This is a genomic window from Mesorhizobium sp. M6A.T.Cr.TU.014.01.1.1, from assembly GCF_004022765.1.
GTDB classification, from domain to species: domain Bacteria; phylum Pseudomonadota; class Alphaproteobacteria; order Rhizobiales; family Rhizobiaceae; genus Mesorhizobium; species Mesorhizobium mediterraneum.
This window is the reverse complement of sequence record NZ_RZPG01000019.1, coordinates 1-25,768: the sequence shown is the minus strand read 5'-3', so window position 1 is coordinate 25,768 and position 25,768 is coordinate 1. Positions and strand designations below refer to the sequence as shown.

The window sequence follows — 25,768 nt, the reverse complement described above, 5'->3', positions numbered from 1 at the left end:
ATAGAGCATGATGTCGTCCGAAAACCGCTTCACACTTTTCGGCATCATGCTCTGAAATTCACAACGGGAAGGAAGAAAAAATGCGTGTCTATTACGATCGCGATGCCGATCTCAACCTGATCAAGGGCAAGAAGGTCGCCATCATCGGCTATGGCAGCCAGGGCAGGGCGCATGCGCTCAACCTCAAGGATTCCGGCGCCAAGGATATTGCTATCGGTCTCAAGGCCGGCTCGGCGACCGCCAAGAAGGTCGAGGCCGACGGCCTCAAGGTGATGAGCGTGGCGGACGCCGCCAAATGGGCCGACCTGATGATGATGGCGACGCCGGACGAATTGCAGGCCGACATTTACAAGAACGAGATCGCGCCGAACATCCGCGACGGCGCGGCGATCGCTTTCGCCCACGGCCTCAACGTGCACTTCGGCCTGATCGAGCCGAAGGCCTCGGTCGACGTCGTCATGATCGCGCCGAAGGGGCCCGGCCACACCGTGCGTGGCGAATACCAGAAGGGCGGCGGCGTGCCGTGCCTGGTCGCCGTCAACCAGGACGCTTCGGGCAATGCGCTTGACTTGGCGCTCTCCTATGCCTGCGGCGTCGGCGGCGGCCGTTCGGGCATCATCGAGACCAATTTCCGCGAGGAATGCGAGACCGACCTGTTCGGCGAGCAGGTGGTGCTGTGCGGCGGCCTGGTCGAGCTGATCCGCGCCGGTTTCGAGACGCTGGTGGAAGCCGGCTACGCGCCTGAGATGGCCTATTTCGAATGCCTGCACGAGGTCAAGCTGATCGTCGACCTGATCTATGAGGGCGGCATCGCCAATATGAACTACTCGATCTCGAACACCGCCGAATGGGGCGAATATGTTTCGGGTCCGCGCATCATCACCGCCGACACCAAGGCCGAGATGAAGCGCGTGCTGAAGGACATCCAGACCGGCAAGTTCACCTCGGAATGGATGCAGGAATACCGCGCCGGCATGTCGCGCTTCAAGGGCATCCGCCGCAACAATGACAGCCACCAGATCGAGGAAGTCGGCGCCAAGCTGCGCGCGATGATGCCGTGGATTTCGAAGAACAAGCTGGTCGACAAGGCCAAGAACTAAGGAAGCCCGCGCCAATTCTACCCTGCCGGTCATCTGACGCAGGTTTCTGCGCTTCCGGTGCTCACGAACTTAATGTTCGCTCCGCTCCGGTTCTCGAAACCTGCGCCACCTGACTCGGCAGGCGAATTGGCATCGGACTTCCTGTGTCGAAGCATCAAGCCGTGGGGCGACCCGCTGGCGCCAACACTGTGTTCAGCCGTAGTGCCAGTGGGGCTTTGGCGCGGTGCCGGTGAACATGACGCCGATGCGGTCCTCGCGACGCCAGCGGACCGCTGCCTTGTAGGCGATGCCGTCGGTCGGCACATAGAGCAGGAACTCGTCGGGCACGCGAGCGTCGATCGAGACCTTCAGTTCGGCGCCGCCGGCATGCATGTTGCGCACCGTGCATGTGACCTCGGAATTGGTCACGCCGGTCAGGATCGTCGCGCCCTTGAAAACGCGCTGCCTGCGTTGATCCCTGTGTTCGTCTTCAGCCATCGCGCGCCCAATCCCCGGCGATCGTCGCATTTCATGTGGTGCGATCGGCAAGATAATTAGGCCTGCCTGATAAACATAGCGTTATCGTCGGCGGCGAAAACGATTTCGCGGTGTCCCGGCCGGACAGAGAAAACGGCGCCGCGAGGGGCGCGGCGCCGTCTGGAATGCATCAGTCGATCAGCTGTAGGGCGACCAGCACTGCTGACGGGGACCGCCATAGGGCTGGAATGTGTTGTCCCAGGCGCGATACGAGCGGTAACGATTATAGCACCACCGGACGTGAGCGCTCGACCCTGCACGATAATAGCGGCGCGGCGGCGGCGCATCGTAATAGTTGTAGTTGTTGTACATGCTGCCAAGGCCGAGCCCCAGGCCCAAGCCGAGAATCGCGGCGCCCGCGCCATCATCGTAGTAGCGGCCGCGGTAATGGCGGCGATGATGACGCCAACGCCAGTCGTCTCCGCGATTCCAGTGCCTACGGTGCCAGTTACCGCGGTCCCAATTGCCCGACCTTGAGAATCGGCGGCCGTCATGGCGACGCCATTGCCAGTTGTTGAAGCGTCGGTCGTTGCCGCCAGCCCAGCTATCGCGGACAGGCGTGATTGTCGGTGCAACGGTGCTGGCGGGCACCGAAATTTCGGGCTGCATGATCGGGCCGGCGGCGGACGGCGCGGTAATGCCGGAGATGAGACCGAGGGCTATCAGCCCGGATTTGACTGTCGAAGAAAAGAGCGAGTTCATTGCACTCTCCAAGAGATTTCAGGCCCCACGCCCAGAATACCCCGGGGAAGAACATCATTCATGCAATTTCCCGCCTGAACGGAGGATGAACGGAAAGGTTCCGTCAACCATAGCGGGCAGGTCAGGCTCTTGTTTTCGGGCGCGCTTGCGGGCAAAGGTCACCGCCATGTCGCTGCGCCTCGCCACATTCAATGTCGAAAACCTGATGAACAGGTTTGATTTTTCCGGATATCGCAACCAGCTCAACGAAGACCGCACGCTGGCTCTCTTCGACATTCAGAGCGAGGCCGAATACAAGATGCTGGAGCAGGCGCGGGCGATCGCGCAATCCGACGATACGCGCCAGTTGACGGCGCTGGCCATCGCGGCCACCCGCGCCGACATCATCTGCATGCAGGAAGTCGACAACATCGAGGCACTGAAGGCATTCGAATACGGCTACCTGTTCAAGATGGTCGGGCACGGCTACCGGCAGAAATACACCACCGCCGGCAACGATTCGCGCGGCATCGACGTCGCCGTGATGATGCGCAACGAGACCGCGCAAGGCCAGCCGATCGAATTCGTGCGCATGACAAGCCACGCCTATGTCACGTTCGAGCAGTTCGGCTTGCACACGCCTGAACTGGCGGCGCTTGGGCATCAGGCCAATCAGCGCATCTTCCGGCGCGACTGCCTGGAAATCGACCTGAAGGTAGGCGGCGTGCCGCTGACGCTGTATCTCGTGCACTTCAAGTCGATGGGTTCGCCCCGCAACGGTCTTGACGGGCGCGAGGCGACGATGCCGCTGCGCATTGCCGAGGCGCAAGCGGTGCGCCGGATCATCGAGGAGCGTTTCGGTGGGGATCATGCTGCCGACAAGCGCTGGGCGATCTGCGGCGACATGAACGATTACCGGCAGCGCGTAAAGGTCTCCGGCGACGCCTTTGACGGCTACCGCTTCGAGGTGGTCAACGAGAGCCAGTCCTGCCTCAACGTGCTCACCGCCGGCGGCTTTTGCGAGAATGCGGTCGAGCGGCGGCCGGAGATGGATCGCTGGACCTTCTATCACACGCGCGGGCCGGAAGAGCGGCATCTGTGCCAGCTCGACTACATTCTGTTATCGAAGGCCCTGGCCGCCAAGAATGCGACAGCCGTTCCCGACATCATCCGCAACGGCCAGCCTTGGCGCACGATTTTTCCGGCGGGCCAGGAGGTGGACCGCTTTCCGCGTGCCGGCTGGGACCGGCCGAAGGCGTCCGACCATTGTCCGGTGGCGATCACCCTGGACATGGCCTGAGGTGTGTTGATATTCAGGTGATGCCGGCCTGCAAACGGCGGCTTCCTGCGCTTCCGGTGCTCACGTACCCAAAAGTACGCTCCGCTCCGGTTCTCGGAAACCACCATTTTCGGCTCGGCCTGACCTGAATCTCAACACACCTCAGAGTAAGATGACCTTTGACCTGCCGCGCAACGTCATCCTGCCGGTCGACGCCGTCAATGTCAGGCTCGACCCCGGCCCGCATCCGTTCGAACGCGACAATGCGCAAGCGATCGCCGAGAACTGGGGCCGTGAGATCGCGGCCAATCCGGCGTTGTTCGACGGCACCGTGGTGCTGCTTTCGGCGCTCAGCTATCGCGACAACAGCCTTGTCGGCCGCTGCCATGCGGTGCGCTACTCGACCTTCATGCTTTGGCGCGGCGATCGGCAGGTGGCTGGGGCAGAGCACGCCTATGCCCATGCCATGCTGGTCGCCGGCGACAATGCGCTGGTGGCGATCCGCATGGCGTCGCACACGGTCAATGCTGGCCGCGTCTATTTCGCCGCCGGCTCGTTCGAACCAACCGATTTCCGCGACGGCCTTGTCGATGTCGACTTCAACATGATCCGCGAGGTGCGGGAAGAAACCGGCCTCGACCTCGCCGGCGTAACACGCGGCAAGCGTTATTACGCCCTGTCGACAGCAAGCGGCACAGTGATCTTTCGCCGCTATCGCGAGACGGCATCCGCCGGCGAGATCGCGCAGCGCATCAGCGCCTTTGTCGCTGCCGAGGCCGAGCCGGAAATCGAAGGGCCTGTCATCATCCGCAATGCCGATGACCTGCCGGACGGGCTGATGTCGCATATGAAGCCACTGATCGAGTGGCATTTTGCCGACAAGGACTAATGCATCGGCCCGAAAATCGGAATCGATTTTCGGAAAGCGCGATGCACAGATTCAAAGTGTTAGAGCGTACTTTGTGCGTCCAAGTGGACGCCCGTCGCTCTAACGACGCATTTTGTTTTCGATGGTTTTGCGATCGTTGCGGGCGGCGACGAAAAACAGCATGACGCCGACACCGAGCAGCGCCCCCATCGCCGTTCCCATCGTCTGACCGACAACCTGCTGGAAATCGGCGGTGACATGATCGGGGTTGGCCATGCCATAGCTGGCCAAGTACCACCAGAGCCCCGCCAATGCGGCCTCGACGATCACCGTTATCAAAATTACTCGCTCTTTCTTGCTCATCCCACTATTCCCCCCATGTCCCCAAGGCGATTGCTATCACCGCAAACTGTGCGGCGACAGAGGGCAGGGCGAGGGCAGGATAAAAATTTCGGGGGGACGTCTGAAGGTGGCGCACGCTGCGCCGCGCTATTCATGCCTCAGCGCGTCGATCGGATCGAGCCGGGCGCCACGCAGCGCCGGGAAGAAACCGAACACCATGCCGATCAGCGCCGAGAAGCCGACAGCGAGCAGGATGACCGCCGGGCTTGGCGCGAACGGGATGGCCAGCGTCAGCGAGGCGAAGCCGGCCAGCGCCAGGCCGATCAGGATGCCGATAATGCCGCCGAGCAGCGACAGCACGGTCGCCTCGACCAGGAACTGGATGAGAATGTGCTTTTCATGCGCGCCGATGGCGAGCCGGATGCCGATCTCGCGGGTGCGTTCGGTGACCGACACTAGCATGATGTTCATGATGCCGATGCCGCCGACGAGCAGGCTGACGCCTGCGACCGCGCCCAGCATGCCGGTCATCGTCGTGGTGGCGCTCGCCATGGCGTCGGCGATCTGGGTCATGTCGCGGATCGAGAAATCGTCCTCGCGGTCGGGCGTGATGCGGCGTGTGTCGCGCAAGATGTCCTCGACACGCGGCAGCAGCTCGGTGGTCGGAGTCCTATCGTCGGCGGCGACGTAGATCGATTCGATGTCGCGGTTGCCGGCGATGCGTCGCTGATAGGCGGCGAGCGGCATCAGCACGACGTTGTCCTGGTCCTGGCCGAAGCCGGTATAGCCCTTCGGCTCGAGCAGGCCGATGATCTTGCAGGATGTGCGATTGACGCGAATGATCTCGCCTTCGGGGTCGCCTGCGCCAAAGAACTGCTGGCGCACCGTTTCGCCGATCAGGCAGACGCCGGTGCCCGAGCGGGTCTCCGAATCGCTGAACGGGCGGCCCGAAACCAGCTTCCAGTCGCGCGCATCGAGATAGGCGCTATCGGTGCCGGTGACACCCGATGTCAGGCTTTCGGTGCCGAAGATGACGCGGACCTGCTTTTGCGAGGCCGGTGAAATGGCGCGGGCGCCGCTCAGATGGGTGACGAGCGCGGCAAGGTCCTTTTGGGCAAGCGGACGGACCACCTGGTCGAGCCCTCCCGGTCCGCCGGGCCCGGCCGGGCGGCCGGAACGGACGACAAGCAGATTGCTGCCGAGCTTGGAGATATCGGCCTTTACCTTTTCGGTGGTACCCGAGCCGATGGTGAGCATGGCGATGACGGCGGCGACGCCAATCACGATGCCGAGCAGCGTCAGGAACGAGCGCAGCACGTTGCGGCGGACCGAAAGCAGCGAGAGGCGGACGGTTTCCCAGATCATGGTGACACCATCTCGAGATTCACGGTGTCGGAGGCGACGTGGCCGTCGAGGAAGCGAATCGTGCGCTCGGCATAACCGGCGACATCGGCCTCATGCGTGACCATGGCGATGGTGAGGCCAAGCTCAGTGTTCAGCCTGGTCAAGAGTTCCATGATCTCGTGGGTGCGGGCGGTATCGAGATTGCCGGTCGGTTCGTCGGCGACGAGCAGGGTCGGCCTGGTGACGATGGCGCGTGCGATCGCCACGCGCTGCTGCTGGCCACCGGAGAGTTCGGCCGGCGTATGATGCTCGCGGCCGACAAGGCCGACCTCGGCCAGCGCTTTCATGGCGAGGTCGTGGCGTTCGCGGGCGGCGACGCCGCGATAGATCAGCGGCAATTCGACATTTTCCACCGCCGTGGTGCGCGGCAGGAGATTGTAGCCCTGGAAGACGAAGCCGACATAGAGATTGCGCAGCATGGCGCGGCGGTTGCGGTCGAGACGGCCGGCGTCGATGCCCATGAAGCTGTAGGTTCCGGCGGTCGGCGTGTCGAGGCAGCCGATGATGTTCATCGCCGTCGACTTGCCCGAGCCGGACGGACCCATGATGGCGACGAATTCGCCGCTGCGGATGGCAAGATCGACGCCAGCCAGCGCATGGACCGTGGCCTCGCCCTGGCCATAGCTTTTCCAGACCTTGTCGAAGGTGATGAGGGTCGCGCCCGCCGCCATGGTCTCAGCTCCGCTGCTGAGCGGCGGTGATGACTTGCGCACCTTCTTCGAGGCCGGAGGTGATCTCGGTCAGTTCGCCATCGGTGGAGCCAGTCTTGACGTTGACGGGCCGAGGCCGGCCATTCTCGAGCACGTAGAGCGCGCGCGAGCCATCGGTAGGCTGCGCCGTCGCCTGGCGCTGGCGGTTGCCGCCTGGGCGGCCCATGCGGCCCGTGAACAGGTCGCTCAGGCTCCACCCGCGGGCGGCTGTTTGCGCCGGCCGGTAACGGAAAGCCGTCGACGGCACGGTGAGCACGCCCTTGGCCTCTCTGGTGACGACCGAAACGGTGGCAGTCATGCCGGGCCGCAACAGAAGCTCGTTGTTGTCGACTTCGAACCGCGCGTCATAGGTGACGACGCCGTCAGTGGTGACCGAAGCATAGGAAATGTCGCGGATTTCGGCATCGAACGGCCGTTCCGGAAAGGCATCGACGGTGAAACGGGCATGCTGGCCGGGCTTGACCGCGCCGATGTCGGCCTCGTCGACCGCTGCCTTCAATTCCATGTTCCTGAGGTCGGCGGCGATGACGAACAGCACCGGCGCCTGCAGCGAGGAGGCGACCGTCTGGCCAGGATCGACCGAGCGCGTCAGGACGATCCCGTCGATGGGTGCATAGATGGTGCTCTTGGCGAAGTCCGTCTGCTGCGCTTTGAGATCGGCATTGGCGATGGCAAGATTGGCTTTGGCGCTGTCGAGCGCTGCCTTGGAGCGGTCGCGCGTCGCGGTCGCTGCTTCAAGCGACTGGTCCGTCGCCATGCCGCGCTTTGTCAGTGCCGCGGCGCGCACAAGCGCTCTTTCACTTTCGGTGAGGGTTACCGTGGCGGTCTCGACATTGGCGGCCGCCGCCTTGGCGGAAGCCTCGGCGCGCTCGATCTGCACCTCCAGCTTGGCCGTGTCGAGCGCCGCCAGGACATCGCCCTTCTTCACCTGCTGGTTCCCGTTGACCGCGACCGAGCGGACGACGCCGGACAGTTCGCTCGAAATGTCGACCTGGGTGAGCGGCTGCAGCGTGCCGGTGGCTGATACCTCGACCGTGAGGTCGGCGACAGCGGCCGGCACCGTGGTATAGTCGATCTTGGCGGGAGACCCGGAATACCATTGGTAGCCGGCGACCCCAGCCGCGATGACGATCAGCGCAAGCAGGCCATAGAGCCAGAAGCGACGCCGTTTCTTCTTCAGACCCTGGTGGTCAAGCCCGAGCGCCGTCTCGATGGTGGAAGCGGATTCCACTTTTGGCAGATTGACAATCTGGTCCACGCCGGACCCCTATAATATCAGTGATGTCCCAATCAGTGCACAGATCAGGCCTAATGGTTCAAATATCAAATTAAATTTCGCCCATGTTGGGATTGAGGCAGAAGGCTTACTACGATGCTGACCCGGAATTACTTACTTTACGACGTGTTCACGACCGAGCGGCTGGCCGGCAATCCGCTGGCCGTCGTGCTTGACAGTAAGGGGCTGGACACGGCCGCGATGCAGGCCATCGCACGCGAGTTCAACCTGTCGGAAACGGTCTTCGTGCTGCCGGCGGACAATCCCAAGCACCGCGCCCGCATTCGCATCTTCACGCCCGATTACGAAATGCCGTTCGCAGGCCATCCGACCGTCGGCTCTGCGATCGCGCTTACCGAAATGGCTGACGATGGCGACACCGCCGGCATTTTTGTCCTGGAAGAAAACATCGGCCCGGTGCGCTGCGCCGTCAGCAAGCATGATGGCGCTACCTTTGCCGAGTTCGACCTGGCCAAACTGCCGGAGCAGCTGGAATTGTCCGCCGACCCGGAGGCGATCGGGGCAGCACTTGGCCTGGGGCCGCACGAAATCGGCTTCGAGAATCACCGTGTCTCGTTCTGGTCGGCCGGCGTGCCCTACGTGACCATTCCGGTCGCCGACCTCGAGGCAGCGGCCCGGATAAGGCTGGACAACCAGGCGTGGTCGGAACTGGCACCACGCAAGAGCGATTGGGCCTTCGCCAGCCCGTATGTCTACTGTCGCGAGACGGTGAACCACGACAGCGCCTTTCATGTCCGTATGATTGTGCCGGGCAATCCTTCCTATGAAGATCCGGCGACCGGTTCGGCGGCGGCCGCCTTCGCCGGCGCGATCATGCATTTCGACGGCCCGAGGGAGGGTGTTTCCCAGCGTTGGATCGAGCAAGGGCTGGAGATGGGCCGGCCTTCGCGCATTCGCCTCGAACTGAATGTCGAAGGCGGCAAACTTGCGTCCGCCCGCATCGGCGGCCATGCCGTCAAGGTGGCGGAAGGCCGGTTGTTTGGCTGATCGCCATCGGCCCGAGGCGATTTGTCGGGAAATGAATCCGGCAGGGCTGGACATGGCCGATGGCGGCGGCTATATGCCCGCCGACGCTGGTTTTGCCGGCGAGTGGGTGCGTAGCTCAGTTGGTAGAGCAGCTGACTCTTAATCAGCGGGTCACAGGTTCGATCCCTGTCGCACCCACCAAAGATTTCAAAATACTTGGTGGATAGACCCTGAGAACACAGGGAGAACGTGAGACTGAAAATCTCAGTCTCACGTCTCATGGGAGACTTTCAGGCCGCGTCGGCCAATCCCTCGACTTTTTCGTTCGCCTTGCCCAGCCGTTCTCCGGCCAGATGGAGCAGCGTCAGGATTGCGTCGGTGAGGCGCAGCCGCTGCGCTGGATCCGCCTCGAGATTGATGAAGATCAGGACGTCCCCTCACAGATACAAAGTCCAATTCCAATTAGATCAATGTCCTCTAGATCAATGTCCTCGTATTCGATTCACTACCCTTGACCGTCAAAGTTGACCGTGCCCTCCATAAGGGCAGCCGTGCCGGTATTTCGGCAGGTGGGAGGGGAGATCCTACAAATGTTCGTCGAGGCGATCGAAATCTCGGGCAATTTCACTTTTCCCCTGATCATATCATCGAGGACCGTAAGCGGTCGTTGCTCCAGTGAGATCGGAGCGGCTGTGGTGGTGAATGACGAGGGGTGGATTGCAACCACCAGTCACAACCTCAGATTATGGAGCGAACTTCAAAAAGAGGTCGCGCAGACCGTAGGTCGCGATGCCACTGTTGCTGCAATCGAATCTGACACCACAATCGATTGGGCGGAAAAGCACCGAAAAGTAGAAGCACTACCTCCGGTCACAAAGGAATCTAAAGACCGGTGCTCGCTCTGGTTGGGCATACGTGGCACTGGCAACCTAGTGGACATGAAATTTCTCAACTCTCGATTTTTTGAAGATGCCGTCGATATCGGCGTGGGACGACTAGAACCGTTCGACCCGAAATGGGTAGCCAAGTATCCGGTATTCAAGGATCCAACACGGAATTTCAAACAGGGAAGATCACTTTGCAAAGTAGGTTTTCCCTTTCACCAGGTAACCCCTACTTACGACGCTGCAACGGAGAGTTTTGTGTTTCCACCAGGGACTATTCCGGTCCAAGATTTCCAATCGGCGGCATATTTACACGCACCCAAGCACCCGAGTTTACAGTTATTCATCCAACGACGGGCGCCAAATTGGAACAATCTGGCCTATCGTATCCCATCCTATATGTAGAGACGTCGACGCCGGGGCTAAAAGGTCAGAGTGGCGGGCCGACTCTCGACACAAAAGGCACAATCTGGGCGATTCAATCAAAAACAGAGCATCTCGCGCTGGGCTTCGAGCCAGAGATTCCTGGACGACGGAACCAAACGGAACATCAGTTCCTGAATGTCGCCTGGGGCGTGCATCCAACCACAATATTTGGCTTTTTCAACGATTGTGGCGTAAAGTTCAGAGTCTCGGACTACTAGGAAATCCATCCTTTAATGCCCATGGCCTCCCACCCTAATCGGCGTGGCGCAATGGCTTGCCCGATGTGTTGCGGTGCGGCGACGGAAACCAGCCGGTGATTGCGGCCACGTAAAGCTCACCAAGGGTGCAATCAGGGGGAGATCGCGGAACTGGATAGCGTAGTAGAATTGCCGGGCACAACATCGAAAAGGACCATACTCGTTCGGTTCGCCGTCCTTGACCGACAAAGTTGACCGTGCCCTCTATAAGGGAGTCGTGCCAGTGTTTCGGCAGGTGGGAGGGGAGATCCTACAATGTTCGTCGAGGCGATCGAAATCGCGAAACATTTCACGTGGCCATTGGTCATATCATATAGGACCTTAGGCGGCCCTTGCTTCTGTGCAATCGGAACGTTTGTGGTAGTAAATAAGGACGGGTGGTTTGTAACAGCGGCCCATAACGTCAGAATGTTGGAAGAATTTACAAGAGAGGCTGAGCGTAACATAGCTCGCGCTGCAGATGTTGTTGCAATCTCTTCAAACTCTGGTCTCAATCGGGAAGAAAAGCGCCAAAAAATAAGAGCACTACCTCAGGTAACAGAAAAATCAAAGGATCTGTGCGCGCCACTCTCGGGTCTGCCTGGTGTTAATGGTAAGGACATACAGTACTCGAAGACGATTAGGTCTATAACTGGAGTTGATATTCTCGACCTTGCCATAGGACGACTTGAGCCTTTCGAATCGAGTTGGGTAGACAGCTATCCGATATTCAAAGACCCAACACAGAATTTCAAACCGGGAACATCGCTTTGCAAGCTCGGTTATCCCTTTAACAAATTGCCAGTTATTTTCAGCGCCGAAACGGGGGGGTTGATCTTCGAGCAAGGGACCTTCCGCTCACAGGATTTCCAATCGACGGCATTTTTACGCGCGTGCACAGACATGAAATGTTGAAAACGGACCCGGTGACAGGCGCCTTATCGAATTATGGAGTGCGCTATCCCATCATGCACGTGGAGACATCGACCCCGGGGCTGAAAGGTCAAAGCGGTGGGCCGACGGTCGACACAAAAGGCACTGTCTGGGCCATACAGTCAAGAACAAATTTCCTTTCCCTTGGCTTCGAGCCAGAAATTCCTGGACGAAAGGGCCAGACGGAACATCAGTTCCTGAATGTCGGTATTGGCGTGCATCCTTCTACTATCTTTGGTTTTTTTAGGGACTGTGGAGTAAAGTTCCGCGTTTCAGATTACTAGGAACATTCATCCTTAGATGCCCACGGCATCGCACCTTACTTCAGGCGACTACTTCTCCGAAACACCAGCCTCGGCAAAACTTGCCATACGGGCATGGCATTCGAGTGCCGAGCGGACGATGTTGACGGCGAGACAGGCGCCTGAGCCTTCGCCGAGCCGCATGCCGAGATCGAGCAGCGGCGGCAGTCCGAGGGCCTCCAGCAGGCGGCGATGGCCGGATTCGGCCGAGACATGGGCCGCAAGCGTGTGAGCGAGGCCGGCGGGGTGCAATCTTGCCAGCGGTGCGGCGGCGGCGGTGCAGACGAAGCCGTCGAGCAGTACCGGCACGCCTAAATGGCGCGCGGCCAGCGTTGCGCCGAAAATGGCGGCGAGTTCGCGCCCGCCAAGGGCTGCTGCGATCTTCAGCGGATCGGGAAGGATCTCGGCGTGGCGCTTGACGCCGGCCTCGATGGCGGTGATCTTGCGTATAAGTCCGGCATCGTCGACGCCGGTGCCGCGCCCGGTCCATTTTTCCGCGCCGCCGCCAAACAGGGCGGCCGAAATGGCGGCAGCCGGCGTGGTGTTACCGATGCCCATCTCGCCGAAACAGACGAGGTCGAGGTCTTTCGTCACCGCGCCGTAGCCGGCCGAGACGGCGGCGAGGAAGGCCTCGTCGTCCATCGCCGGCACTTGCGTGAAATCGCCGGTCGGACGATCGAGATCCAGCGGAATGACATCGAGTTCGGCGCCGGCGATGCGGGCGAGCTGGTTGATCGCGGCGCCGCCGCCGGCAAAATTCGCCACCATCTGTACGGTGACCTCCGACGGGAAGGCGGACACGCCCTGTGCGGTGACGCCGTGGTTGCCGGCAAAGACGAAGACTTTGACGCGGTCGAGCTGCGGCATGTCGCGGCCCTGCCAGCGGGCCAGCCAGGCCGCTATGGTTTCCAGCCGGCCCAGACTGCCTTGCGGCTTGGTCAGCGTGTCCTGGCGGCGGGCGACAGTATTTGCCGCGGCGTCGCTGCCCGCAGGCAGATCGAGGCAGGCCGCGCGCAGTTCATCAAGCGATTTGAAAGGCATGGGGGCAAAGTCTCCGAAACAGAATCAGGAAAGACAAACGGAAGCGACGAGCAGGATTGCGATTTCGCCAAGCTGCTGCAGGGCGCCGACCGTGTCGCCGGTCTGGCCGCCGATTTGGCTAAGGCAGAGCGCACGGAAGGCGGCAAACAACAGGCCGAGCAGGATAAGCGCGGCGACCGCGCCACCGAATCCTAGCGCCAGCAACGCGACGGCGCCGAGCATGGCACCGGCAATGGCGGTTTCGGCCGACACGGTGCCTGCATCGGCCGAGAGCCCGTCGCTGCGCGCCGCCGGCAACAGATGCATGAACGCGCCGAACAAGCTGCGCGAAGCGGCATGCGCGGCGATGAGAGCCAAGAACACGTAGACGGGGCTGGCGAATTCCGAAAGCACGCTCCAGCGCATCAGCAGCGAGATGCCGAGAGCGCAGGCGCCAAAGGCGCCGATGCGGCTGTCGCGCATGATCTCCAGTTTCTTGTCGCGCGTCTTGCCGCCGCCAAAACCGTCGGCGACATCCGAAAACCCATCCTCGTGCAGGCAGCCGGTGGCGAGCAAGGTTGCGGCAAGGGTCAGTGCCGCTGCCGGGCCGGCGGCAAGGCCGAGCCAAGTCCCGACCGCGTAAACCAAGGCACAGATCAGAGCGACGGCGAGGCCGGCGACCGGCGCTGCCCAGATCGCGTCGGCAAGGCTACGGCCGCGAAAATCTACGACCGGTACCGGCAGCCGGGTGAAGAACACGAGGCAGAGCGCGATATCATCGAGGATTTGCCGAGGCGAGGGGATCTGGAGTTTGAGCATGATCTATACCGAAAACCGGTTCCCACTTTTCGCTGACGCGGTCCTTCGGTTCGGGATCATGCTCTCGCCTCTCGCAATGGCATGGAAGAACGTGCCGCTGACATGGCCGCGCCGATAGCCGGAGGCGCCGAGCGGATTGCCCTGGCCATCAGCGAGGTCGGCCAGCGGTTCGTCATTGCCGGTCGCGGTCATCTGCGCATAGTGGAATTCATGGCCGCGGATCAGCGTGCCTTGGGCTCCCAGCGGGCAATCGGCCCGCAGCCGCGCCTCGCGGTAGCCGAGATTCATCTTCCGTTTGGCAAAGCTGGTCGAGTGACCGAGCAGGCCGAGCATCCTGTGCGTCTCGCCCGATGCATCCTCCAGCGCCTCGCCGAGCACCATGAAGCCGCCGCACTCGCCGTGCACCGGCCGTGTTGCGGAAAACGCTTCCATGCCGGCCCTGAAATTCGCAGCCGCCGCGAGGCGGCCGGCATGCAGCTCGGGATAGCCGCCGGGCAGCCAGCAGACATCGCAACTGTCGCTGGGCGCTTGGTCGGCGAGCGGCGAGAAGGGAATGATTTCCGCCCCGGCCTTGCGCCAATGCGTGGCGACATGTGGATAGAGGAAAGTGAAGGCGGCGTCCTGCGCCAATGCGATGCGCTGGCCGGGCGGCGGCAGCGCATCGCCGAAACTGCCCGATGCAGGCGCGAATGGCGCCGCCAGCGCCATGATAGCGTCGAGGTCGAGCGAGCGTTCGACCATGTCGGCCAGGCGGTCGAGATGCGCCATCAAATTCTCATATTCGCCGGCCTGAACGAGGCCGAGATGGCGCTCCGGCAGGTTTAGCGTCGGGTCGCGCAATATGGCACCGACCACCGGCAGACCGATTGCCTCGATGGCGTCGCTGCAGAGCCGGCGGTGGCGTTCGCTACCCAGCCGGTTGAGCACGACGCCGGCCATGCGCACATCGGGATCGTATGTAGCAAAACCCTTGGCGACGGCCGCCGCCGTGGTCGACTGCCCGGAGACGTCGAGTACCAGCAGCACCGGCAGGCCGTAGAGCCGGGCAAGGTCTGCGGCTGAGCCGGTGCGGCCCGGAGCAGCAGGAATGCCGTCGAACAGGCCCATCGCGCTTTCCAGGAAGACGAAATCGGCATCTTCAGTCGCGTCACCGGCCAGCGCGTTGAGCAACGCAGGCGGCATCGCCCAGCTGTCGAGATTGACGCCGGAAAGGCCTGTCGCGGCGGTGTGGAAGCCTGGATCGATATAGTCCGGCCCGGATTTGGCGCCGCGCACTTTAAGGCCGCGCCGGGCGAGCGCGCGCAGGATTCCGATGGTGACGCTGGTCTTGCCCGAACCAGAGCGCGGCGCGCCGATGATGATCGCGCGGGTCATGGCTCGCCCGCCAATGCCGCGCGCATCGCAACGATGCCGCCGACGACGATCAGCGCCGGTGAGGTCAACCCGGCTGCAGCCGCTTCCTCGGCGATGGTGGCGAGCGTGGCGACAACGATGCGCTCCTGCGGCGTCGTTGCGGCAACAATCACCGCGGCAGGCGTCGACGGCGCCAGCCCGCCCTCGAGCAGCGAGGCTGATATCAGCGGCAGATTGGCCATGCCCATGTAGACGACAACCGGCTGGCCGGTGCGGGCGATTGCCGCCCAGTCGAGGTCGTCATCGGTGCCGGCGGCGTGGCCGGTTGCCAGGATCACCGCCTTGTTGATGCCGCGCATGGTCGCCGGGATGCCGGCACCGGCAAGCGCGCTGAGGCCCGAGGTCAGGCCGGACAGGACACGGAACGGAATGTTCTCGCGCGCCAGCGCCAGCGCCTCTTCGCCGCCGCGACCGAAAATATAGGGGTCGCCGCCCTTCAGACGGACGACGCGCCGGCCCTCGCGCGCCAGCCGCACCAGCAAAGCGGTGATGTCGTCCTGCTTCATCGACGGCTGGCCGCCGCGCTTGCCGGCGTAGAAAAGCTCGGCACTCGCCGCCACTGCCACGACATCGGGAGACACCAGCGCGTCGTAAACGAGGGCATCGCACTGCCCAAGTGCCGCCAGCACTTCCAGCGTCAGGCAGCCGGGATCGCCGGGGCCGGCGCCGGCCAGCCAGACATGACCCGGCTCCAGCTGGCGCGGTTTGAAGTTCAGCCGGGCCAAAGCCTGTTCGATTGTGGTGTTTCCGCCTCTGTTTCCGGTGCCGTCGTTCACAGTCCATCCCGTCCGCGAAAACGCCGCTGGTAATGGGCGTCGTAAAGTGAACTCTCGCCAAAGCCTTCCGCTGCCAGCGAGCGGCCGACGAAGATGATCGCCGTGCGTTCCATCGGATCGGCGGCCAACTGCGCCTCGATGGTGGCCAGTGTGCCGGCCAGCACGCGCTCGTCCGGCCAGGAGGCGCGGAAGACGACCGCTACCGGGCAGTCGGCGCCATAGAATGGCGTCAGCTCGGCGACGACGCGGTCGATGGCGTGGATGGCAAGATGAATGGCCAGCGTCGCACCAGTGCGACCAAAACCGGCCAGGGTTTCGCCGGGCGGCATTTTTGACGCACGGCCGGAGATACGGGTCAGCACCAGGCTTTGGGCGACTTCGGGAATGGTCAGCTCGCGGCGAAGCGCTGCCGCGGCGGCGGCGAAAGAGGGCACGCCCGGCGTGAGCGTATAAGGGATGCCGTGCTTCTCCAGCCGGCGGATCTGCTCTGCGACGGCGCTCCACACCGAGAGATCACCGGAATGGAGGCGGGCGATATCTTGGCCGGCCTGGTGAGCTGCCAGGTACTCGGTCTCGATCTCGTCGAGCGACATCGGCGCGGTGTCGATCAATTTCGTGCCAGGCGCGCAGTGCTGCAACAGGTCCGGCGCGACGATCGAGCCGGCATAGAGGCAGACCGGGCAGCTTGCCAGCAGCCTGCTGCCGCGCAAGGTGATGAGGTCGGCCGCGCCAGGACCGGCGCCGATGAAATGGACCGTCATGCCGCGTCTCCGCTGATGGCGATGGCGCAGGTGACCGGGCCAAGCACAATGCGCGGCCCAAGCAGTTTCGCGTCTTTTCCGGCAGCGGCAAGCGCGGAGGCTTCGGAAACCGACGGCGTGCCAGCACGCTCCTGCGACAGGCTCGAGCGGCTGATTGCGCGCGACGACGCGGCCTTGAGCGCTTCGTCCTCGACAATGATCACGGGCAGGGCGAGCTCGCGCCCGGCAGAGAAGATTGCCCGCTCCTTCTGCTTCAGAGAAGCAGTTGCGAGCGCCGAAAGCGCCGTCATCGCCAGCCCGTGCGCTTCCAGCGCGGTTTCAATGACGGCAAGCACATCCCTTGCACTGACGCCCTTGCGGCTACCGATGCCCGCGACCATCATGGCTTGACCCAGCTCCATTGGGTGACCGGCATAGCTGGCCGCCAGGCTTGCATCGAGCCGACAGGTGACACGCGCGATAGCGCGATGCGGGTGAGATCGCCACCGAGCGCAGTGTGACGAGCGAGAAGCAGCGCCTCCATCTCCAGCGTCACCGCATTGGCAACCAGCCGGCCGCCAACGCGCAGCGCCTTGATGGCCGCGGCCAGCACGCCGGTATCGCTACCGCCGCCGCCGATGAAGATCGCATCGGGCGTGTCTAGCTTGGCAAGCGCCTTGGGTGCAGAGCCTTCGACCACGAGAAGGCCAGGCACGCCGCAGTGTGAAGCGTTGCGGTGGATGCGGGCGGCGCGGGCCGGATCGGCCTCGACGGCAATGGCGCGCATCGAGGGATGGGCCAGCATCCATTCGATGCCGACCGAACCGGAGCCGGCGCCGATATCCCACAGCAACTCGCCGCGCCTGGGGGCGAGGGCGGACAGGGTAATGGCGCGGATCTCGCGTTTGGTGATTTGGCCGTCATGCTCGAACAGATGATCGGCAAGGCCCGATGTCAGCGGCAAGATGCGTGCCTCCGAAGTTGAGTCAACTTCGATTGCCAGCACGTTGAGTGGATTGATCTTTTCAAGGTCGAAGGCGTCGGCTCGCGCCGAACGCAGCCTTTCGTTCGGGCCGCCCAGCGCCTCCAGGATTGTCAGCCGAGAAGGGCCGAAGTCGAGCTCGGTCAACAGGCGTGCAATCGCTGCCGGCGCATCGCCGTCCGAGGTCAGCGCGAGGATGCGGCTGCCGGGGTGAAGCAGCGGCCGGATCAGGTCGAGCGAGCGGCCGTGCAGCGAAATGGTCTCGATATCCTGCAGCGCCCAGCCGAGGCGGGCGGCAGCCAGCGACATGGCCGAAGGTGCGGGGATGACGCGCATCTCCTCCGCCGCCACCTTACGGGTGAGGGTGACGCCGACACCGTGGAAGAACGGATCGCCCGAGGCCAGCACGCAGACCTTTTTGCCCGCAAGCGCCAGCACGTCGCGCATCCCAGCATCGAAAGGGGTCGGCCAAGGGCGTGCTTCGCCTTTGGCGAAAGACGCGACAAGGGCAAGGTGACGCGTGCCGCCGAAGACGAATTCGGCCTCGGCGATCAACCGCTTGGCCTCGTCACCGAGACCCGCTACACCGTCCTCGCCGATGCCGACGATTGTTAGCCATCTTGAGTTGAGCTTGGCGCCGCGCGGACCCTCAGCAGGCATGATGACCCACCGCATTCTGATCCTCGGCGGAACAACCGAAGCCCGGCAACTGGCGGGAAAGCTGGCCGCGCGCACCGATGTGTCGCTCACGCTGTCGCTGGCCGGCCGCACTGAAAGCCCGGTGGCGCAGGGCGTGCCGACGAGGGTGGGTGGTTTCGGCGGCGCCCATGGGTTGACGGCATATCTCCGCGAGACCCGCATCGACTTGCTGGTCGATGCCACGCATCCCTATGCGGCTCAAATCTCCGCCAATGCCGCGGAGGCGGCGCACGAGGCCGGCGTGCCGATCATTGCGCTGAGGCGCCCAGGCTGGGAGCCAGCCGAAGGTGATCGATGGACGCTGGTCGACAGAGTTGTCGGCGCGGTGACGGCGCTGGGATCGGCTCCACGCTGTGTCTTCCTGGCGCTCGGACGGCAGGAGGTTGCCGCCTTCGAGGCCGCACCCCAGCATCACTATCTCATCCGCAGTGTCGATGCGGTCGAGCCAAGGCTTGCTGTGCCCGGTGCGACCTATCTCTTGGCGCGCGGGCCGTTTCGGGAGCCGGACGAACGTGCGCTGCTTCGGGAACAACATATCGAGGTCGTCGTGTCCAAGAACAGCGGCGGCGAGGCGACCTACGGCAAGATCGCCGCAGCGCGGGCGCTCGGCATCGAGGTGGTGATGATCCGCAGGCCGGCGCTGCCGGATGTCCCGTCGGCGGAAACGGTCGAAGCCCTTGCTGCGATGGTCAGTCATTGTCTTGGGCCCGCTGCCGAACGTGGCGTGTAGACCAGCGCCGGTTTTTCACCGCGCTTGATGATCCTGGTTTCCGGCGAGCCGATGATGATGCAGGTCGCCATGTCGGCCTTTGCCGCGTCGGCGTCCGCCAGCAGAAAAACCTCGATGCGCTCGTCGGGACGGCCGGCGGCGCGGCCGAAGACGACCGGCGTGGTGCCGGGCAGAATCGCTGTGAGGCATTCGAAGGCGCGGCCAAGCTGCCAGGGACGCGCCTTGCTGATTGGATTGTAAAGCGCGATGACGAAGCCGGCGCCGGCCGCCGCCAGCAGGCGCAGCTCAATCAGCTCCCATGGCTTCAGATTGTCAGACAGTGAGATGGCGCAGAAATCGTGGCCGAGCGGCGCGCCGATGCGGGCCGCGACGGCGAGCATTGCGGTGATGCCGGGCAGCATCGCCACGTCGACGGCGCGCCATTCGGCCGGGCCGGCCTCGATCGCCTCGCAGACGGCGGCCGCCATGGCAAAGACGCCAGGGTCGCCGCCCGAGACGACGGCGACATCGTGGCCTTGCGCAGCCTTTTTCAGCGCGTCGTTGGCGCGGGACAGCTCCTCACGATTATCAGAGGCGACGCGGGTCTGGTCCGGGCGCAGGTCGAGCCGGTCGAGATACGGCTTGTAGCCGTAGAAGAATTTTGCCTCCGCCACGGCGCGGCTCGCTTCCGGCGTCACCTGGTCGGCATTGCCGGGCCCAAGGCCGATGACGGTCAGGCGGCCGCTCATGCCCCGGACTCCACCAACGCTTCAGGGCGGCCGGACCAGCCGGCGACCAGCACGATGGCGAAGTAGGGCGCCTTGTCGTCCTGCTTGTCGGCCAGCCGCATCGAAACGCCGCCCGGCATGGTGCCGCGCTCGACATAGACGGCACGCGCCAGCTTGTCGGTCGCCTCCAGCGCGCGCCTGATCTTGGGCAGGTTGCGGCCAACCTTCATGATGACGGCGGCATCGGTGTCGGCGAGGCGGCGGGTCAGCTCGAATTCGCTCATCGTGCCCGGCAGCACGGTCAATACATCGTCGCCCTGGACGATCGGCGTTCCGGTGGCCGACCAGCAGCCGGACATGGCAGTGACGCCGGGAATGACCTCTGTTGGAAAGCGGTGCGCCAGCCTGACATGCAGGTGCATGTAGGAGCCGTAGAACAGCGGGTCGCCTTCCGAAAGCACCGCGACCATCCTGCCGGCGCTGAGATGCTCGGCGACCTTTTCGGCCGCCTCCTCGTAGAAATCCGCTATCTGCGACCGATAATCGCTGTGATCCTTGTCGATTTCGGTGGTGACGGGATAGAGCAGCGGCAACTCGATCAAATCAGGACGAAAATGGGCGCCGACGATGGCGCGCGCGTTGCTGTTGTTGCCGCGCTTGGCGAAATGCGCCACCACGTCGGCCTCGGCCAGCGCGCGCACGGCCTTGAGCGTCAGCAGCTCGGGGTCGCCGGGACCGGTGCCGACGCCGACAAGCCGGCCTTTTACAATCGCGTTCACAGGCCCGGCCTCGCCAATGCGTTGATTGCTGCGGCGGTCATGGCGCTGCCGCCCAGCCTGCCGCGCACGATGGCGTAGGGCACGCCATAGGAATTCTCGGCCAGCGCGTCCTTCGATTCGGCAGCACCGACGAAACCGACCGGCATGCCGATGATAACAGCCGGTTTGGGCGCACCGTCGCGCAGCCTTTCCAGCAGGTAGAAAAGTGCTGTCGGCGCATTGCCGATGGCGACGACCGAACCTGCCATGCGCTCGCCCCACAGGTCGATGGCCGCGGCCGAGCGGGTGTTGCCGATCCTTTTCGCGATGTCGGAGGTTTGCGGGTCGCGCAGCGTGCAGATCACCTCGTTGCCGGCCGGCAGCCGCGCGCGCGTCACACCGTGCGAGACCATCTCGGCGTCGCAGAAGATCGGCGCGCCGGCCGCCAGCGCCGTGCGCGCGGCGGCTACAAAATCCGCTGAAAAAACGAAGTGCCTGCTGGCCTCGACCTGTCCGCAGGCATGGATCATGCGAATGGCGACATCGGCCTCGGCGTTGGAAAACCGCGATAGGTCGGCCTCGGCACGAATGATGGCGAAGGAGCGCTCATAGATCGCCGTGCCGTCATGGATATAGTCGTAGGCGATGTGGGCGGGCATGCTCATTCCTGTCGGTAAGTTTCGATGATTTCGGCCGCGCCAAGCCTTGCCAGGCAAGTGGCGGCGGTTTCACCTCGAAGTCGTGTGCGGCGGATCGCTGCGGCAACGCGGCCAACGCCGCGCGCGGCGTCATAGCCTGGCCTGTATCCGGCAGGAAGGGCCTTCGCCGTCCCGTCCACGACAAGTCCGGCTCCATTATCGCCGCCGACCAGTGTCAGCGCCGCCGAGCCGGGATGCGCACAACCCTTGGCGCAGCCGGAAATGTGCAGCATGAAGGAGGAATCGAGGATGTCACCGTTTTCCGTAGCGATGGTCTCGGCGATGTCGCGGGTGGCGATCCGGCCGGAGGCGCAGGCCGGCGCACCGGGGCAGGCGGCGATCCTGGTGCGCGGATCGGTGGCGTTGGTTACGAAGCCAAGGGTGGCGGCGGCTTCCTGAAGTGAGTGGCAGGCGGTCGGGGAGAGGCCGACGAAAAGCAGCGCGCGTTGTGGCGCGAGTCGGATTTGGGTTGCGCCGAAGGTGATGGCGTGTCGCGTGAGGTCGATGAGCTTTTTCGCTGGCATGCTGCCGAAGGGCAGGCCGATGCCGAGAGCACGGCCATCTGTCAGATCGAAAATGCCAATGGGGAAGCGAGCCGGAACAGGAAGGCGCTCTACGGCGCCCCCCTCTGTCCTGCCGGACATCTCCCCCACTTGGGGGGAGATTGCGCCCTCATCTCCGCTTTCGCCAATCGCCAAAGATGCCGAGGGGGAGCCGCCGGCGAAGCTGCCGATCTCCCCCCAAGTGGGGGAGATGTCCGGCAGGACAGAGGGGGGCGCGAAGGAATGCCAGCTTGCGAGGGATATTAACTGCCTTTCCGTCAAATCCCGTGCATGGGCTTCGCGGCCTTTTTCGGCGATCATCCTGAGCATCGCGACTGCAATATCGCGCGCCGCATCGTCTTCCAGCGTAACGAGCGGCTTCGCATTCTGCCCATCACCCGCGACAGCCACCTGCCACTTGATTCCCGCATTGGTGCGCGTTGCGACGAGCCGCACGTCGGCGGTAACCGCATCCATTGTCAGCCGTCCGCCGCCGTCGACAATCACCGAGACCTTCGGGCCAAGGCGCTGTGCCAGCCCAGCTTCATCAATTGCCGCCCGAATCCGCTCCGCCAGCGGGCGCGGATCGACGATCTCCTTGGTGTCGAGCCCTGCCAGTGGACCGGTCTCGACCGGCACGCCGGTGCGCACGGCAATGCCAAGTGCATCGACCTCCACCGCCAGCAGCCGCGCGCTTGCCGGCGTCAGGCCGCGTATCTGCAGGCTGCCGCGTGCGGTCACTTCCATGATGCCGTTGCCGTGCCGCAAGGCGGATTCACCGAGTCCGATCAAGGATTTCGGCGAGAGTCCTCCAGCGACCGGGTTGAGCCGCACCAGAAGGCCGTCGCCGGTCTGCATCGGCGTCGACAAAGCGGGGCAGGCGCCGCGTCGGGAGAAGGCGTTCATGCCGCAACCTCCAGCGCCTGGACTTCGGCAATCAGTGTGGCGAGAGCGTCATCGATGGAATTGCGCAGCGGATGCCAGAGACCGCGCCGCCGTGCCGACAGCAAACGCTCGGCGATGACCTTCGCCGCCGCCGGATTCTCGCGCAGGATGAACGCCCGGACAATGGGGTCGCCGAGATAGGCGTCGTGCACGGCCTCGATCAGCGCGCCCGGTATGGCATAGGTGGTCTCGGCAAAGCCGACGAGACGGTCGACCGTCTCGGCGAACTCCGAGGCACCGCGCGGCCCGTGCCGCATCTGGCCGGCAATGAAGCGCGGGTTGACCGCGCGGGCGCGAACTACCCGAGATACCGCTTCTCCAACCGAGCGCGGCTTGGGTTTTTGCGGATCGGTGGTGTCGAGCACGATGACATCGGCGTTCTTGCCGAGTGCGGCAAGTGCTGCCGAAAAGCCGCCGATGAAGGCGACGTCGGCGGAGCCTTCGAGGATGTCGCGGCCGGGATCGTCGCCGGTATGGACGAGAAGGTCCGCCTCGGCGATACGATCCTCGAAGGCGCCGGGCGCCGAAATCCCTTCGCCCTCTGCGCCGCCATAGGCATGCGAGGTGGCGTCGAGGTAGGCGCGGCCGATTTCTTCGCGCGCGGCCCAGTCGCCGCTCGACAATAAATCCTCGACACCGGCGCCATAGGTGCCGGGCGAGGTGCCGAAAATGCGCGGGCTGATCTTCCCGTCAGCGCGGGTCCTTGCGGCGAGCGGGTTTTCGGACGCGTCCTCGTCGCGGGCGGCGACGGCATTGGCGGCAGCGTCGATCAGGGCGATCTGGGTCGGGAACATGTCGCGGAACAGGCCCGATATGCGCCAGGTGACGTCGACGCGCGGGCGGCCAAGCGTGGCCGGCGGCAGCACCTCGATGCCGGTGACACGCCCGGTGGCGGAATCCCATTGCGGCCGGCAGCCCATCAACGCCAGGCCTTGCGCGATCTCCTCGCCGCCGGTGCGCAGCGACGCCGAGCCCCACAGGTCGATGACCAGCGAGCGCGGCCAGTCGCCATGCGATTGCATATAGCTGCGCAAGACCTCGTCGGAGGCCGCCCTGCCGAGATCGAAGGATGTCGGCGTCGGCATGGTGCGTGGATCGGCGGTGAACAGATTACGGCCGGTCGGCAGCACATCGCGCCGGCCACGCGCGGGTGCACCGGCAGGTCCGGCAGCGACATGGCGGCCGTCGAGGGCGGCAAGCAGTGCTGCTTTTTCGGCTGTCGCGCTTTGCTCGCGCAGCGGATCGGCCTCGCCTTCCGGCGACCGGCCGTAGATGTGCAGGCCGTCCTTGATCGCGAAATCCTTGAGGTCGCAAAGCCAGGCGTCGATCCGGCGCAGCGCTTCGTCGGGCGCGTCGGTTCCGGCGACGCCGGCCTCGGAGGCGAAGCCGGTCTTCTGCGCCGTTTCGACGATCAACTTCGCCAGGCGGTCGCGGCGGCGGCGGTCGAGCCCATCGGCCTGGGCATATTCGTCGACCAGCCGTTCAAGCTGGTGCTGGTTCTCGTCGAGCCCGGCGCCGGTCAGCGGCGGCGGCAGATGGCCGAGGGTGACGGCGGCAATGCGCCGCTTGGCCTGCGCTGCCTCGCCGGGGTTGGAGACGATGAAGGGATAGATGACGGGCAAGGGGCCGGTGACGATCTCGGGAAAACAGGTTTCGCTGAGCGCAACGGTCTTGCCGGGCAGCCATTCCAGCGTGCCGTGGGCGCCGACATGGATGAGGGCATGGACACCGAGCGACTTGCGCAGCCAAAGACCGAAGGCGATCAGCGCATGACGGGGTGGCAATGTCGGGTCGTGATAGTCGGCGCGGCGATCGGCAGAACGCCCGCGATCGGGGGCGAGGGCTACAGTGATGTTGCCGAAGGTGGCGACGCGGAAGGGGAATTTTGCGGTGGTGGGCGCTTGAACACCCCCCTCTGTCCTGCCGGACATCTCCCCCTCAAGGGGGGAGATTGGCAGTTTTGCCGACGGCTTCCTCTTAACATCCTCGGTAATTGGCGAAAGCAGAGACGACAGCGCAATCTCCCCCCTTGAGGGGGAGATGTCCGGCAGGACAGAGGGGGGTGCCTCGTGCAAACCTGTCTCATCTTCCGCCTTCCCCCAAGCCGCCTCTACCGCAGCGATTGCCGCCGCAGGCAATTCCGTGGAGAAGGCCGGATAATCCTCCAACCTCAGCCCCTCGTCACCGCGCTCCAACTCATCCAGCAACGCGCGCGGCGTTTGCGGAATCCCTTCAACGGCGTAGCCCTGTTCCCTCAGGTCATGCAGCATGGCCAGCACGCTCGACGGCACGTCGAGGCCGACGGCGTAGCCGGTGCGGCCGGGGGCGCTCGGATAGTCGGGAATCAGGATGGCGAGCTTGCGCTGTCCGCGCGGCGTGCGCTGCAGGCGCACGAATGCTTCGACACGGTTCGCCACCTGCGCCACCCTATCTGGCTCCGGCCGGTTGGCGAAGGCGCGAAAAGCCAGCGCCGGGTCGGTTTCGCTCTCGCCTTTGAAGGAAATGGCGCCGGCGAGGATGCGGCCGTCGAGCTCGGGCAGCACGACATGCATGGCGAGGTCGGCGGGGGCGAGGCCGCGCTGGTTGTTTTGCCAGATGTCACGGCGTGTCGTCGCGACGATGACCTGGAACACCGGCACGCCGGCGCGGTCGAACAGGGTTTCAATGCCGGGCTCGGCACCGGAGGCGAAGGCCGTGGCGGTGATGATGGAAGCGGGCTTAAGCGTCGACAGCGCGGTTTCGACAAAGGCGAGCGATGCCGGGTCCTTGAGGCTCGAGACGAAGATGGAGACGGGGATCATGCCGCGCTGCCGTAGCGCTTCAACAAGCGCGTCGATTGGCGCGACATCAGCGGCAAGCAGCATCGAGCGATAGAAGAGAATTGGGATGATTGGCGCGCCGTCTCCCTCCCCCTCGAGGGGAGGGTGGCCCGCAGGGCCAGGTGGGGTCGTTGCGGCAGTGCTCGACGTTTTTTTCTGTTGGCGCGCGTCAGAGG

General features: G+C 63.9%; 25 protein-coding genes and 1 tRNA gene. 8 read left to right on the top strand and 18 right to left on the bottom strand.

The features are described from left to right. Nucleotides 1-80 precede the first annotated feature (80 nt). Nucleotides 81-1,100: a ketol-acid reductoisomerase gene (gene ilvC, locus EN885_RS21140; RefSeq protein ID WP_008876557.1), complete on the top strand. Its 1,020-nt coding sequence runs from the start codon at nt 81-83 to the stop codon at nt 1,098-1,100. A gap of 192 nt (nt 1,101-1,292) precedes the next feature. On the opposite strand, the gene EN885_RS21135 is transcribed toward ilvC, so the two are convergent. Together EN885_RS21135 and EN885_RS21130 are read right to left on the bottom strand one after the other, a co-directional pair. Then, entirely contained in the window at nt 1,293-1,577 is a 285-nt protein-coding gene (locus EN885_RS21135; RefSeq protein ID WP_095483412.1) for a PilZ domain-containing protein, read from the bottom strand. Between the two features lie 177 nt (nt 1,578-1,754). After that, complete coding sequence (locus EN885_RS21130; protein ID WP_128243771.1) at nt 1,755-2,318, bottom strand: BA14K family protein; 564 nt, start codon at nt 2,316-2,318, stop codon at nt 1,755-1,757. A gap of 166 nt (nt 2,319-2,484) precedes the next feature. Between EN885_RS21130 and EN885_RS21125 the strand changes: the two genes are divergently transcribed. Further along, entirely contained in the window at nt 2,485-3,597 is a 1,113-nt protein-coding gene (locus EN885_RS21125) for an endonuclease/exonuclease/phosphatase family protein (protein ID WP_127205215.1), read from the top strand. A 151-nt stretch (nt 3,598-3,748) separates the two neighbouring features. After that, nucleotides 3,749-4,465: a hypothetical protein gene (locus tag EN885_RS21120; RefSeq protein ID WP_128243772.1), complete on the top strand. Its 717-nt coding sequence runs from the start codon at nt 3,749-3,751 to the stop codon at nt 4,463-4,465. A gap of 99 nt (nt 4,466-4,564) precedes the next feature. Here EN885_RS21120 and EN885_RS21115 read toward each other — a convergent pair whose 3' ends face one another. The 4 genes from EN885_RS21115 to EN885_RS21100 form a co-directional block, all read right to left on the bottom strand. After that, complete coding sequence (locus EN885_RS21115; RefSeq protein WP_095483416.1) at nt 4,565-4,807, bottom strand: hypothetical protein; 243 nt, start codon at nt 4,805-4,807, stop codon at nt 4,565-4,567. A 126-nt stretch (nt 4,808-4,933) separates the two neighbouring features. Continuing rightward, the gene (locus tag EN885_RS21110; protein ID WP_128243773.1) at nt 4,934-6,151 is read right to left on the bottom strand and encodes an ABC transporter permease; all 1,218 of its coding nucleotides are present in this window, start codon (nt 6,149-6,151) and stop codon (nt 4,934-4,936) included. After that, nucleotides 6,148-6,861, bottom strand: a complete 714-nt coding sequence (locus tag EN885_RS21105; RefSeq protein ID WP_128243774.1) for an ABC transporter ATP-binding protein — start codon at nt 6,859-6,861, stop codon at nt 6,148-6,150. The genes EN885_RS21110 and EN885_RS21105 overlap by 4 nt, the downstream gene beginning before the upstream one ends. A gap of 4 nt (nt 6,862-6,865) precedes the next feature. After that, complete coding sequence (locus EN885_RS21100) at nt 6,866-8,158, bottom strand: efflux RND transporter periplasmic adaptor subunit (RefSeq protein ID WP_128243775.1); 1,293 nt, start codon at nt 8,156-8,158, stop codon at nt 6,866-6,868. A 114-nt stretch (nt 8,159-8,272) separates the two neighbouring features. On the opposite strand from EN885_RS21100, the gene EN885_RS21095 reads away from it, so the two are divergent. The 4 genes from EN885_RS21095 (at nt 8,273) to EN885_RS21080 (ending at nt 11,624) form a co-directional block, all read left to right on the top strand. Next, the gene (locus tag EN885_RS21095) at nt 8,273-9,184 is read left to right on the top strand and encodes a PhzF family phenazine biosynthesis protein (RefSeq protein WP_128243776.1); all 912 of its coding nucleotides are present in this window, start codon (nt 8,273-8,275) and stop codon (nt 9,182-9,184) included. A gap of 104 nt (nt 9,185-9,288) precedes the next feature. Beyond that, nucleotides 9,289-9,364, top strand: a tRNA-Lys gene (locus tag EN885_RS21090). Nucleotides 9,365-9,753: 389 nt separating this feature from the next. Then, nucleotides 9,754-10,452 (top strand): hypothetical protein, encoded by a 699-nt coding sequence (locus tag EN885_RS21085; protein ID WP_128243777.1) that lies wholly within the window; start codon nt 9,754-9,756, stop codon nt 10,450-10,452. 533 nt (nt 10,453-10,985) lie between these two features. Beyond that, nucleotides 10,986-11,624, top strand: a complete 639-nt coding sequence (locus tag EN885_RS21080; RefSeq protein ID WP_128243778.1) for a trypsin-like peptidase domain-containing protein — start codon at nt 10,986-10,988, stop codon at nt 11,622-11,624. Nucleotides 11,625-11,974: 350 nt separating this feature from the next. Here the strand turns inward: EN885_RS21080 and cobT are convergent, their stop codons facing one another. The 7 genes from cobT to cbiE are packed head-to-tail and all read right to left on the bottom strand — an operon-like array spanning nt 11,975 to nt 18,354. Further along, the gene (gene cobT, locus EN885_RS21075; RefSeq protein ID WP_128243779.1) at nt 11,975-12,985 is read right to left on the bottom strand and encodes a nicotinate-nucleotide--dimethylbenzimidazole phosphoribosyltransferase; all 1,011 of its coding nucleotides are present in this window, start codon (nt 12,983-12,985) and stop codon (nt 11,975-11,977) included. Between the two features lie 24 nt (nt 12,986-13,009). Continuing rightward, nucleotides 13,010-13,783 carry an adenosylcobinamide-GDP ribazoletransferase gene (locus tag EN885_RS21070; RefSeq protein ID WP_128243780.1) on the bottom strand — a complete coding sequence of 258 codons (774 nt, stop codon included), beginning with the start codon at nt 13,781-13,783 and terminating at the stop codon, nt 13,010-13,012. Between the two features lie 3 nt (nt 13,784-13,786). Further along, nucleotides 13,787-15,157 carry a cobyrinate a,c-diamide synthase gene (locus tag EN885_RS21065; protein WP_128243781.1) on the bottom strand — a complete coding sequence of 457 codons (1,371 nt, stop codon included), beginning with the start codon at nt 15,155-15,157 and terminating at the stop codon, nt 13,787-13,789. Next, nucleotides 15,154-15,972: a uroporphyrinogen-III C-methyltransferase gene (cobA, locus tag EN885_RS21060; RefSeq protein ID WP_128243782.1), complete on the bottom strand. Its 819-nt coding sequence runs from the start codon at nt 15,970-15,972 to the stop codon at nt 15,154-15,156. Before cobA ends, EN885_RS21065 begins: the two co-directional genes overlap by 4 nt. Then, nucleotides 15,969-16,733, bottom strand: a complete 765-nt coding sequence (cobM, locus tag EN885_RS21055; protein ID WP_128243783.1) for a precorrin-4 C(11)-methyltransferase — start codon at nt 16,731-16,733, stop codon at nt 15,969-15,971. Before cobM ends, cobA begins: the two co-directional genes overlap by 4 nt. Beyond that, complete coding sequence (locus tag EN885_RS21050; RefSeq protein WP_128243784.1) at nt 16,730-17,116, bottom strand: cobalamin biosynthesis protein; 387 nt, start codon at nt 17,114-17,116, stop codon at nt 16,730-16,732. The genes cobM and EN885_RS21050 overlap by 4 nt, the downstream gene beginning before the upstream one ends. Then, entirely contained in the window at nt 17,113-18,354 is a 1,242-nt protein-coding gene (gene cbiE / locus EN885_RS21045) for a precorrin-6y C5,15-methyltransferase (decarboxylating) subunit CbiE (protein ID WP_128243785.1), read from the bottom strand. Before cbiE ends, EN885_RS21050 begins: the two co-directional genes overlap by 4 nt. A 1-nt stretch (nt 18,355) precedes the next feature. Here cbiE and EN885_RS21040 point away from each other — a divergent pair, with 1 nt between their 5' ends. Further along, nucleotides 18,356-19,123 carry a cobalt-precorrin-6A reductase gene (locus EN885_RS21040; RefSeq protein ID WP_128243786.1) on the top strand — a complete coding sequence of 256 codons (768 nt, stop codon included), beginning with the start codon at nt 18,356-18,358 and terminating at the stop codon, nt 19,121-19,123. Here EN885_RS21040 and EN885_RS21035 read toward each other — a convergent pair. The 5 genes from EN885_RS21035 to EN885_RS21015 all read right to left on the bottom strand — a co-directional run. Further along, nucleotides 19,087-19,851, bottom strand: coding sequence for a precorrin-3B C(17)-methyltransferase (locus tag EN885_RS21035; RefSeq protein WP_128243787.1), 765 nt, complete (start codon nt 19,849-19,851; stop codon nt 19,087-19,089). The two genes, EN885_RS21040 and EN885_RS21035, sit on opposite strands and share 37 nt — an antisense overlap. Further along, the gene (locus tag EN885_RS21030; protein ID WP_128243788.1) at nt 19,848-20,609 is read right to left on the bottom strand and encodes a precorrin-2 C(20)-methyltransferase; all 762 of its coding nucleotides are present in this window, start codon (nt 20,607-20,609) and stop codon (nt 19,848-19,850) included. The genes EN885_RS21035 and EN885_RS21030 overlap by 4 nt, the downstream gene beginning before the upstream one ends. Continuing rightward, nucleotides 20,606-21,247 (bottom strand): precorrin-8X methylmutase, encoded by a 642-nt coding sequence (locus EN885_RS21025; RefSeq protein WP_127292293.1) that lies wholly within the window; start codon nt 21,245-21,247, stop codon nt 20,606-20,608. Before EN885_RS21025 ends, EN885_RS21030 begins: the two co-directional genes overlap by 4 nt. Nucleotides 21,248-21,249: 2 nt before the next feature. Continuing rightward, nucleotides 21,250-22,734: a precorrin-3B synthase gene (gene cobG, locus EN885_RS21020; RefSeq protein WP_127292291.1), complete on the bottom strand. Its 1,485-nt coding sequence runs from the start codon at nt 22,732-22,734 to the stop codon at nt 21,250-21,252. Then, nucleotides 22,731-25,768 (bottom strand): cobaltochelatase subunit CobN (locus EN885_RS21015; RefSeq protein WP_245493119.1); only part of this gene is annotated, 3,038 nt, incomplete at its 5' end. The genes cobG and EN885_RS21015, both read right to left, overlap by 4 nt.